Annotated in this window: 8 protein-coding genes and 1 pseudogene; 6 read left to right on the top strand and 3 right to left on the bottom strand. The window is 45.3% G+C overall.

Translation table 11 applies throughout. The features are described 5' to 3' along the window. Window positions 1-193: 193 nt before the first annotated feature. From R7D93_RS03505 to R7D93_RS03490, 4 genes are all read left to right on the top strand, one after another. Window positions 194-1,411 carry an AAA family ATPase gene (locus R7D93_RS03505; RefSeq protein WP_005374503.1) on the top strand — a complete coding sequence of 406 codons (1,218 nt, stop codon included), beginning with the start codon at window positions 194-196 and terminating at the stop codon, window positions 1,409-1,411. A gap of 7 nt (window positions 1,412-1,418) precedes the next feature. Beyond that, window positions 1,419-2,393, top strand: a complete 975-nt coding sequence (locus R7D93_RS03500) for a ParB/RepB/Spo0J family partition protein (protein WP_005374504.1) — start codon at window positions 1,419-1,421, stop codon at window positions 2,391-2,393. Window positions 2,394-2,498: 105 nt separating this feature from the next. Beyond that, complete coding sequence (locus tag R7D93_RS03495; protein WP_225495784.1) at window positions 2,499-4,526, top strand: tRNA(Met) cytidine acetyltransferase TmcA; 2,028 nt, start codon at window positions 2,499-2,501, stop codon at window positions 4,524-4,526. Window positions 4,527-4,777: 251 nt separating this feature from the next. After that, the gene (locus tag R7D93_RS03490; RefSeq protein WP_225495782.1) at window positions 4,778-6,457 is read left to right on the top strand and encodes a DUF342 domain-containing protein; all 1,680 of its coding nucleotides are present in this window, start codon (window positions 4,778-4,780) and stop codon (window positions 6,455-6,457) included. A 56-nt stretch (window positions 6,458-6,513) separates the two neighbouring features. On the opposite strand, the gene catC is transcribed toward R7D93_RS03490, so the two are convergent. Further along, complete coding sequence (gene catC / locus R7D93_RS03485) at window positions 6,514-7,173, bottom strand: type C chloramphenicol O-acetyltransferase (protein WP_025516497.1); 660 nt, start codon at window positions 7,171-7,173, stop codon at window positions 6,514-6,516. 88 nt (window positions 7,174-7,261) lie between these two features. On the opposite strand from catC, the gene R7D93_RS03480 reads away from it, so the two are divergent. Together R7D93_RS03480 and R7D93_RS03475 are read left to right on the top strand one after the other, a co-directional pair. Continuing rightward, a complete protein-coding gene (locus tag R7D93_RS03480; RefSeq protein ID WP_225495781.1) occupies window positions 7,262-8,173 on the top strand; it encodes a LysR family transcriptional regulator in 912 nt (303 codons plus the stop codon). Window positions 8,174-8,210: 37 nt separating this feature from the next. Beyond that, window positions 8,211-8,876, top strand: coding sequence for a peptidase E (locus tag R7D93_RS03475; RefSeq protein WP_025525474.1), 666 nt, complete (start codon window positions 8,211-8,213; stop codon window positions 8,874-8,876). Window positions 8,877-8,965: 89 nt separating this feature from the next. Here the strand turns inward: R7D93_RS03475 and R7D93_RS03470 are convergent, their stop codons facing one another. Further along, entirely contained in the window at window positions 8,966-10,021 is a 1,056-nt protein-coding gene (locus R7D93_RS03470) for a porin (RefSeq protein ID WP_086484611.1), read from the bottom strand. A 148-nt stretch (window positions 10,022-10,169) separates the two neighbouring features. Then, window positions 10,170-11,623, bottom strand: a pseudogene (gene murP / locus R7D93_RS03465) (PTS N-acetylmuramic acid transporter subunit IIBC). Between the last annotated feature and the right edge of the window lie 9 nt (window positions 11,624-11,632).

The following is an 11,632-nucleotide window of genomic DNA, read 5'->3' as shown; positions in this document are numbered from 1 at the left end:
TTAAGTTTAGGTGTCCACTTATGAGAAGATTATTTGATTAAAAATAGTTATCTTTTTGACCATAAATCATAAAAGCGTCGATTTGGGTGTTTTTTTATGTGATGGTAATTCAAAATGTTCGTGCACCTTTTTGTTGTTTTTGGTCTTTACTGCTGTACAATTGCAATTATAAATCCTTCCAACGGAATTTGGCATGAAAAGAGAAAAAACGATTGAAAACCTTCTTGAGTTAGCGGAGCTGACTCAGCAGGTTCAAGCTGACCGTATTGAAATTGTTTTAGAAGAGCGAAGCGATAACTACTTCCCACCAATGTCGAAAGCGATGATGGAAACCCGTTCTGGTCTAACTCGCCGTAAGCTCGACGACGCGATTGGTAAAATGGAAGCCGCTGGGCATCAATTTACTAAAAACAACGCGAATCATTATTCAATTACGTTAGAAGAAGCACACATGCTCATGGATGCGGCTGAAGTGCCTAAATTTCATGAGCGTAAAAAGAATTCAGGTAACAAACCTTGGATTATTAATGTGCAGAACCAAAAGGGCGGTACAGGTAAATCAATGACCGCGGTTCATTTAGCGGCATGTTTAGCGCTAAATTTGGATAAACGATACCGTATTTGTTTAATCGACTTAGACCCACAAGGCTCGCTACGTTTATTCCTCAACCCGCAAATCAGCATGGCAGAGCACGATAATATCTATTCTGCGGTAGACATTATGTTGGGTAACGTGCCTGATGGTGTGGAAATTGACAGTGAATTTTTACGTAAAAACGTATTGCTGCCAACGCAATATCCGAACTTAAAGTCGATTTCAGCGTTTCCAGAAGACGCGATGTTTAATGCGGAAGCATGGCAAACGCTATCTGAAGACCCATCACTCGATATCGTCCGTCTGCTGAAAGAGCAACTGATTGATAAAATTGCTGATGACTTCGATATCATTATGATTGATACCGGTCCACACGTTGACCCATTAGTATGGAATGCGATGTATGCATCAAATGCCTTGCTAATTCCTTGTGCGGCTAAGCGTCTGGACTGGGCTTCAACAGTAAACTTCTTCCAGCATTTGCCTACGGTATATGAAATGTTCCCGGAGGACTGGAATGGTCTTGAGTTTGTTCGCTTGATGCCAACCATGTTTGAGGACGACAATAAGAAGCAAGTTTCTGTTTTAACTGAAATGAACTATCTTCTAGGTGACCAAGTTATGATGGCTACTATTCCTCGTAGCCGTGCGTTTGAAACCTGTGCCGATACCTACAGCACAGTATTTGATCTGACAGTAAGCGATTTTGAAGGCGGTAAGAAGACACTAGCTACCGCGCAGGACGCTGTTCATAAAAGCGCACTGGAATTAGAGCGTGTCCTGCACTCTAATTGGCCGTCATTGAATCAGGGGTAATAAGTAAATGGCTTTGAAAACGTCTGAATTAAACGCGAAATTATTTGGCAAAACGAATAAGCGTCGTGTTGTGACTCCGCAAGAGGCGCAAACTGCGGCAAAAGAGAAAGCTCAAACGATTGAACTAGCAGTTGCAGGTGAAAATATTGTTCAGTTTGAACTTGTGCGTATTCCTGCAAATAAAGTTGCGACAGAAACAACAGTATTTGTTGATAACGCTCGTGAGCAATCGTTCTTAAATGAACATGCTTTATCTGATGTTTTAGTCACACTCAAAGAGCGTGGCCAACAATATCCAGCTGTAGGTCGTAGAACTGAAGATGGCAAGATCGAAGTTTTAGATGGTAGCCGTCGTCGCATGTCTTGTATCCTCGCTGAACAAGATTTTTTGGTTTATGTTGCTGACAACATCAATACTGACCATGCTAAGTTTTTGTCTGATGTGGCAAATGCTCACAAGCCGCTCTCTTTATATGAAAAAGGGAAAGAGATGCAGGCTAAGCTTGATAGTGGTGAAGCTGAAGATCAGAAAGCATTGGCAAAAATGTTCCAGTGCAGTGAAGCGTTGGTAAGTGGCGCTTTAAAAGCCGCAGCATTACCGTTAGAACTGCTTCAAGCGTATCCGAATGTTGGCGATCTCGGTCGTCCAACTATCGTGAAACTGCACAAACAGTTTTCAACGCTGACGCCAGAGCAGCAGCAAGAGCTGTTAGATAAATGTCGCTCTAGCGAAGGGTTTTTATGGCAGCGAAGCACAGCTCAAGGCGTTGCTCGTCTGACAAAAGAAGTCACGGAAAGCATCGAAAATTGGATTACTGAACTTGCACCAGCAAAACCTGGCAAGAAGACGGAAAAAGTCGACTTAGTAAAAGGTCGAGCAAGCTATAGCCGAAAAGGTAGCAGCCTGGCGTTGAACTTGAAGAAAGTTGATGACAGCTTAATGGAAGAGATTCTTGCGTTTGTACAAACCAAACTGCAATAACAAATGATGATTGAATCAACCGCCTCCGGGCGGTTTTTTTATATCTGAGAAGCGTCAAATTAAAGATGTGATACCATTGCGTCAGTTCAACGTTGGATAGACAAAATGCAGACACAATCTGATTTCCTTTCATCACTTCAACATCAAGCTCACCAATCTTTCCAAAGGATTGGTGTTGTCATTCAAGGCGAGGCTTCTTGGCAAAATGCGTTGATGTCAGAGTTCCATAAAACGCAGCGCCATCAACGTTGGTTTTCTGTTGGTGATTTTGGTTTGAAAAACGTATCCAGTGTTTCGTCTAAACAAGGGCACATGTTGCTAGGCAGAGAGTGTGACGTTCTATTGTTTGATGCTCGAAATGGCTTTGACGCCAATAGTTTTACCGCCGCGCTTGGCTCATTGGTTGGCGGCGGTTTTCTTATTGTCATTACTGAGCTGCGACAAAATGCGAATTTTGCTCAGCAATGGATGCACAAACAATGGGAGAAGCTCGTTGTTATTGAGCAAGACAAACCATTGCCAACGGCTCCAGACATCAAGCAAGCAGAAAAAGAAAGCCACTACACGGAACAAGAACATGCCATTTCTCTAATTGAAAAGGTGGTGACAGGACATCGAAAGCGACCATTAATTTTGACCGCTGATCGTGGACGTGGAAAAACAAGTGCCCTCGGAATTGCGTGTGCGAACTTATTACAGCAGAAGCCGCTTAGAATCTTAATTACGGCACCATCTATAAAAGCCGTTGAGCCTGTTTACCAACATGCTTTACGTTTACTCCCTAGCGCACAGCGTATTAAGAAGGACAGATTAGAATCAGGGCAGGGAGCCATTCAATTTATTGCTCCAGATGAACTATTATTGAGTCGACCTGAATGTGATTTGTTACTTGTCGATGAAGCGGCTGCAATTCCAGTTCCTATGCTCAAGAGCATTACCGAACATTATCATCGACTCATTTTTTCTACGACTATTCACGGTTATGAAGGTTGTGGCCGGGGCTTTACGATTAAATTTGTTGATTGGCTTCAGAAACAGCGTTCGGGAATGAAAACGTGGCACATGACACAGCCCATCCGCTGGAGCATGAATGATGCGCTCGAATCATGGCTCTATGACGCGTTTTTGTTGGATGCGGAGTTAACGCACCATCAACTTAACCAGGTCGACTCAATTTCCCTTTCTAAAGCCGATAAGGACGATTTGATATCGCAGCCTAGTTTGCTGCGCGAGTGCTTCGCTCTTTTGGTTAATGCTCATTATCAGACCTCGCCGAATGATTTGATTCACCTTTTGCAAGACGACAACAGTCAGCTCTATTTTGCTAAGCAAGATAATGCGGTTGTGGGGGTAATATTAGCGGTCGAAGAGGGTGGGCTTGACGCTGAATTGGTTGAAGAAATTCAGCTTGGTAAGCGTCGTCCTAAAGGACACTTAGCCCCAGTTACGATTGCAAACCACCTAGGATTTCCGAATGTCGCGAATCTATCGACGCTGCGAGTCATGAGAATTGCTGTTCATCCGGAATTGCAAGGAAGAGGCATCGGTCAAAAAATGCTGCAGCAACTTGATCAAATGGCGGCTAAACACATTGCTTACTTATCCACGAGTTTCGGTGCGACGGAAGAGTTGGTCCATTTCTGGCTACAATCGAACTTCCGTGCAATTCGTTTAGGGTCAATGCGCGATGCTGCTAGCGGTTGTTATTCAGTCTTGATGGTCAAACCTTGTGATTCCCAACAGACGGCTTGGGTCGATGAATCTCAGGCGCTATTTGAAGAAGTGTTGTCTAACAACGTGGCTGACGTCTATCCAAAATTAGAAGCCTCTATTTTTCGAGCTCTATTACCGCAACCTTTGGGAATGAGTCCACTTCATCCCGCTAAGTTATTACTAATTGAATGCTATGCTGATGGTGGTAACAGTTATGAGTCCGTGTCTGCTTGGCTTCAGCAGTGGTTACTTAACTTAGGTTTGAACTCCGCTTCCGACTTGATGATCAGTAAGCTTTTTCTTAACCGTAGTTGGACTGAATGTGCTCAGCAATTTGGTTTACCTGGAAGAAGGCAAGTTGAGCAGCAGTTAAGGGACGAAGTAAGACACATTTGGAACGATTTACACTGTAAACACTAAAGGGAAATTTACACTGTAAATGAAATTATTAGGAGCTGATTTTACACTGTAAATCCAGCTCCTTTTTATTTCGGCGTGTATTTTGATTGAGCTTTAGGTTAAATCGAAATGCTCTCTTAATATCTGTTTAACCGTTATTGATGGATTACTTTCTTTAGTGACGTGAGCCCTATAATAAGAAATGCGAGGTTTGTTCAGAAAACGGATTTGGGTAGACTGAAAGTGTTGATGGGAAGCAAAGTGGTAAGGGTATGTGGAAGCTGTGTCTTGAGTTATCTGAAGATAAGACCAAGGTGATAGCCCGTCTTCCGGGAGAAGTGGACCTCGGTGGTGAGCTAAATCAAAATGAATTAAACGAGCAGCTCGTCGCAATGAACGCTGAAAAGATGTTTGTTGTTGAGGGGGAAGTCGTGAGATTCATTAACTGCGCCAAAGAACGTAAAGCCGAGGCCTACGAAGGCATCGTCATTGCGGAAAAACGCAACGCGCAAGTTGAGGTTGAATTATCGAATAATGACATGCTCGCCAGTATGAACGTTGTCGGCGCGTACGGAGGCCGAGGTTTACGTGGCCCCGAGATTGTTCAAGCCCTTGCTCAAGCGCGAGTTTCGAAAGGCATCAACAAACTGGCTTTGAAGAAAGTGTTGGTTGTCAGCACTCAGCTCAAACCCGGCGAAACTTTTTCTCAACCTGTAGCGGTTGGTAAGCAACCTATCAAAGGCAAAGACGCTCTTTTTACTCCTCTTGTTAAAGACATCACCAAACGCATCCTCAAACCCAAAGACGGCCAATCTGCTAGCGACAAAATTGATTTACGTAACCTCGGTGAAACTATCGCGGTTGACGTAGGCGATGAGGTGATGCGCCGCACGCCTGCGACCAAAGGTACGCCTGGTTTTACTGTTCAAGGGCGAGTGATTCCTCCACAAGCCGGAAAAGACAGCCCAATGAAGCCAGGCAAGGGCACCGAGATAAGCAAGCAAGACCCAAACCTATTGATTGCATCGGTATCCGGTACGCCTCTGATTAAAGACAAAACCATCGAAGTTGATAACGCACTCTGCCTCAATAGCGTTGGCGTGAATACAGGCCACGTGAAATTCAAAGGGAATGTGATTATCGGTGGCAACATTGAATCTGGCATGATTGTTAAAGCGACGGGTTCTATTACTGTAGGCGGCTTCATTGAATCGGCTGACGTACAAGCGCAAGACGACATCCAAGTTGGTAAAGGGATCATTGGCCACACCGTGAGTGATGGCCAGCCAAAGAGTTGTCACGTCAAAGCCAAAGGTTCGATTCGTGCCAGCTACGCCCAATATTGTGATTTGCAAGCCGGCGAAGATATTGAGTTGGCGGTGCACAGCATGAATAACGATATTGTTTGTGGGCGCAATCTGACGGTGCTAGACGCGAACGGTAGGAACGGCACGCTCAGCGGCGGAGATGCAAAAGTCGGTAGCAAAGTGGTGTGCTTACAATTGGGCGTAGAAGGCGACACCGCCACTAAGGTAGAAGCGTTCGCACGCTATTCTGCATTTAAGGAACGATTAGCAGAGCTTAAAGAACAATACAAACGCGCTCAAGAAGGCACGATGGATGTGATTCGTAAAGAGCTCGAATTTAAGAAACGTCCTAAAGCCGCACGTACCGACGAAGAACAAGCTCAGATTGACGTGATGAAAACACAAAACAACGAGCAGCTTGAAGCGATAAAGCAAAAGCTAGAACAAACGGAACATGACTTTGAAGTCGCGTTAGAAGAAAATATTGTCGAAGCCAAAGAGCGTGTCTTCACTCGCGTGACGGTGCAGTTTGGCGACGAACAAGTAACGACAAAGCGCACTCATGGCGGTTGTTCGTTCCGTTTCAATCAATACGAAATTAAAGTCTCGGCGAACTTGGAAGAAGAGGACGTCGCTGCGGTTTAAGCTTTCTTACTCACTGAGCCCACACGTCGCAACAAGATGTGTGGGCTTTTGTTTATCTACAAATCGACAATGTGCTCTTGATAGTAGTCCGCAAGCGCACCGACTTGGCTGCTACACATTACTTTCATTGCTTGTTTAATGTGTTCTATTGGCCAGTTCCACCATTGGATATTGAGTAGAGTTTCAATCTCTTTATCGCTGAATCGTTGACGTACGACTTGGTTGTTTCCAACCACCACCGAATAAGGTTGCACGTCTTTCGTCACTACGGTGCGTGCTCCGATGACGGCTCCATCGCCGATGTTTACTCCGGGCATGATCATCGCCTCGCTGCCAATCCAAACATCGTTCCCCACCACCGTGTCTCCGGCACGCTCGAAACCGTCTTGCACGCCTTCTCCAAATTCTTCAGGAGAGAAGGGGAAGGTCGAAATCCAGTCAATGCGATGACCTTGGTTTCCTGCCATCATGAAGGTGGCTCCAGAAGCGATGGAACAAAACTTGCCAATGATTAATTTGTCGATGCTATCGGGTTCTCTACTTTGCCATTCTTGAAGTGTGACGGGGTCACCCAACAAGTAGCGTACTGCTTGCTCTTCGAAGCTTTTTTGATGATAGAAGCCCGAGTAATAGCTGTAATCGCCAACGATGATATTGGGATTAGTGATGTGATCTTTAATGACTTGACCTTTTAACCACGTGTCGAAAACACTCATAACTCATCCTTTCAAATTTAGGTTGTATAGAGTTTAGAGGCTTTCTATTATTTCCAATAGTTTGATTTTAGAGATTCAGAATTACTGTATGGAAATAAAATGGCTCAGCTACGTACCACTTTACGTCGCTTTGTGCGAGGAGCGAAGTATTGCTGGCGCAGCAAAGCGACTGAAATGTTCGAATGCGCATGTAAGTCGGCAACTTAAACAGCTTGAAGACATATTGTCGGTGCAGCTTATTCAGCGAACTACGCGCCAGTTTAATTTGACCTACGATGGTTTGCGGTTTTATCAGCAGGTAAAGCAACTGCTCGAAGGCGCTGAGCAGATCAATGAGCAAGTCATTGCAAACGAGATCGTATCGGGAAAATTGAGAATAGCGACGTCTGCTTCTTTCGGAGCTGCGTTACTCAGCCAAACATTGATCGAGTTTCGATTGCAACATCCACAAGTGAGTGTCGAAGTGATCTTCACAGAGACGCCTCTCGACTTGATTGAGGCTGGGTTTGATATCGCATTCTACTTTACCGATACTCCTCCAGAGGGATACGTCGGCCATCAGCTACGCACTTTACACTGTAAACCGATCGCTCATCGCTCGTATTTAGCTGATAAACCAAATGTAAGTACGCCAGAGGATCTTGGTGACTTAAAGCACATCCTTTATAAAAGTCGCGACTTGGTGTTAGACAAGTGGACGTTTACGCATAAGCAAACTCAACAGCAGTGCAGCATTGAGTTAGAAAGTACGCTGAGTTTTAATCTTGTCCAGTCCATGTTGGATGCTACTTTGGCTGGCTGTGGTGTAGCCATGTTAGATGAATTTGCACTGGCTAAACTCGAATCTGCACAAAAAGAACAACTCGTGATCTTACTACCAGAATGGCAGACGGATGCGATTTTGCCGCTTTATCTGCTTTACCCAAAACGTGAGCACTTACCAAGAAGAACGCGGGCGTTCATTGATCACTTTAGGAACATATATTCTGTCGGCGAATAGCGACAACAAACTTAGCAACAATTGAGGAAACAAAGGAATGCGAAAACACTGTATTGCGATTGGTGGTGGTGGCTGGATGATGGGAGAGAATCCGAGCCCGCTCGATCAATACATTTTGTCTTTGTCTGGTAAGGAGAATCCAAACATTTGTTTTCTACCGACAGCCACGGGAGACGCCGATGAAGTGATTGAACGTTTTTACAATGCGAAGCTTAGTGAAAACGTAACCCATTTTCCGTTGTTTAAGTTTGATGCTGGTTGGAAAGAAACGCTATTTGAACAAGACATCATTTACGTCGGTGGCGGTAATACGCGTTCGATGTTGGCCATTTGGCGCGAATGGGGAATCGATAGAATACTCAAGCAGTGTTATGAACAAGGCATCATCATTTGTGGCATGAGCGCTGGTGCAATTTGTTGGTTTGAGTTTGCGGTGACAGACAGTGATCCCGAAGCATACCAAGTTATGCGTTGTCTTGGATTAATTGACGGTTTGGCTGCGGCGCATTTTTCCCATGTCGGTGAGAAGTTTGAGGTTTTCCAAGCCTTTGCTCGTTCTCTACCGAGCATCACTTGTTATGGTATTCACGATTATGCGGCATTGCACTTTGTCGATGGAAAATTGTTAGCTACTGTCACCAGTTTTCCTGATGCAGGCGTGTTGGTCAAAACAGGTAACGAAGAAAACATATTACGAGGGTGAGCTTCTTCAAATCAGCATTAAAGGCAATAACTACTGACCGGACACAGAAGAAGCTCATGGATTCAGCTAACTTACATTAAGTATCGTGCTTACAGCTCGTAACGCAGACCTAAGTGGTAGTAGCTTTCGTCTGCGTGCGCACCGCCAAACGAGACTTCTTGTCCATTGCTGTAGCCACGCGAACCGTTACGATCAACGTAGTTTGTGTAGATAGAAGAACGAGGCGTCAGTTTGTATTGCACTTCTAGCGTTGTATCTTTCAGCTCTAGCTCGTCACCATCACTGTTTTCTAAAGAACGATAACCAGCACGCAGTGCCCATTTGTCATTTACACTGTAAACCGCCGTCAGTTCCATCACTTTGTCGGTACTAGTTTGTGAGTAATAGCCCTCAAGTTCATCTTCCGAGTACAACGCACCCAACATCAAATCACCTAGGTAGTAACGCGTACCTGCGCCCCAGAATGTGTAATCGGTGTCGTTGCTTTCACGTTCATCACCTTTATTTTTCTGCATCGCCACCACTGGCGCCAAGGTACCCAAATTCCCCATGTCTAGCGTATAACGCAGTGCAGCGTTGTAACCGTAGTCGAGCTCAGAAGTGTTGTTTCCTAAAATGTACGCGACAGAAAAGTCGAAATTACCTAGGCTGTTTTGATATTGCAGCGTGCCATCTTGACGGAAAACTTGCGTCGCGGTTTTGTCGACTTTATTCGCTTGGCGCGCCATAGAAACATCGGAAGAGGCGAACACATCACCAATGTCGGTAAACATAATCAATCCAGATGCCACGCGACCACCAGTAATGCGACCATAATCTTTCGCATCAATACCCGCCCATACATAACGTGCGGTCAGAGACGGTTTGTCGTTTACTTGGTTTGCGTATTCAGCGGCACCCACTTGGTATTGCGCTTGGCCGATGATCGACGCGTACTCGTTGATGGTTTGTGAACCGTTTAAACCAATACGGCCATCAAACTCGCCATTTGCATCGCCGTGCTCATCATTTTTACTGGTGACATTGAAACCAAGACGAGAGTAAATATTTAAAACTGACCCATCTTCCGCTTGATACAGCTGCGCTGCCATTGCGTTTGATGCCATCAATGTAGGGAGAAGTAGAGTCAAAATGTGCTTTTTCATGATTAACGACCTTTCATTTCTATTGTTTTAGGTACGACAAAGCCCCTTCCGAGTAACGGAATAAGAAAAATTGTCGTGAAGTAGAGAGAGGGTGCGCCCTTGTTTGCCAAGGGCGCGAGCTAGTCCATTCCTATAGGGGAAGAATGATTTAGCTTAAATCGACGTCTTTGCAGCCAAAGAAGTAAGTCGCGAGGAAGCCGACGATGTAAGAGATAAGCAGGCCGGCAACAAACACCATCATGCCCGGGAAGATGCCATTTTCAGATGTCATGAGAGGAATCGCCACGATACCGGACGGGCCAAACACCGTATTAAGACCAACTGGCAAGCCAAGGTAAGAAACTAAACCGATAAAGAAGCCGCCCGCAGCACCACCAATACAAGCGGTAACGAATGGTTTTACGCGTGGTAATGTCACGCCGTAAATCAATGGTTCGCCAATGCCTAGAAGGCCCGGAATAATAGCGCCTTTAACTTGAGTGCGCAGTAGAGCGTCTTTTTTGGCTTTGAAATACAGCGCCATTGACGCGCCAACCTGACCGCCACCAGCCATCGCCAGGATAGGGAATAGCGAGTTAAAGCCCTGTGCTTCCATCAATGCAAAGTACACTGGAACAAAACCTTGGTGGATGCCAAATACCACAGAAATTAAGAACAAACCTGCCAAGATTGCAGCGCCTAATGGGTTATCGTTCAAGTTGAGGAACAACCAAGACATCCCTTTAAACAGCTCGCCGCCGATCGGCATGATGATCAAGAAGGTTACCGCACCCATGATCAACAGAGTGATAACGGACGTTAAGATCATGTCCAGATCATCAGGCATGTATTGACGAACCTTACGCTCGACTTGCGCACCGATGATCGCCGCCAAAAGTACGCCGATAATGTTGCCGCGCGGATCAATCGCAAAGCCGAAAAACTCGTTCATGCCAGAGTAAATGCCGGATGTAGCCTCTGGGTTGTAACCCAGTACAAACAAAGAGGCGAGAATGGCACCATTAACACCAGAGCCGCCAAACGCTTGCTGCGCGTTGTAACCAATCAGAATACTTAGGAAAGCAAACAGACCCTTACCAAAGACTTTCATGTAGGCGATCAAATCCAACATAAACTGGCTTGGTGTCTGGTCGAGAACAAACATCTGTTCCAATAACGTCGCAAAACCTAGCAACAAACCAGCGGCAATAAAGCCAGGGATCAACGGCGTAAAGATGGTGGCAAACTTGCTTAAAAAACGCTGAACTGCACTGGTTTGTTTGCTCTTCATCTGTTTTTCTGCTCGGCCGCGACGGCAGAAAGATCTTGTTGCGGCATATCTGGTTCTTCACTATCACCAGAAGTTAAGCTGTCGATCAATTGATTCATCATCTCAGCCGCTTGTTGAGCTTTTCCGGGACCGAGAATGATCTGAAATTGCTCATCGCTTTCCACCACACCCATTACGCCGGGAATTTGCTTGATAACAGACTGGTCAGCCAAGCCATTGTTGGCGAGCGATAAACGCAAACGCGTCATACAGTTACCACATTTGCTTACATTGCTGCTGCCACCCACTGCGGACAGCAACTGCGATACTGTGTTTGAAGTTATTTTTGCCATAGGGTCTAT

The organism is Vibrio sp. YT-15, assembly GCF_033337445.1.
In the GTDB taxonomy this organism is placed as follows: domain Bacteria; phylum Pseudomonadota; class Gammaproteobacteria; order Enterobacterales; family Vibrionaceae; genus Vibrio; species Vibrio alginolyticus.
Note: the sequence above shows the minus strand (reverse complement) of the source record. Positions and strands in the feature narration are given on the sequence as shown.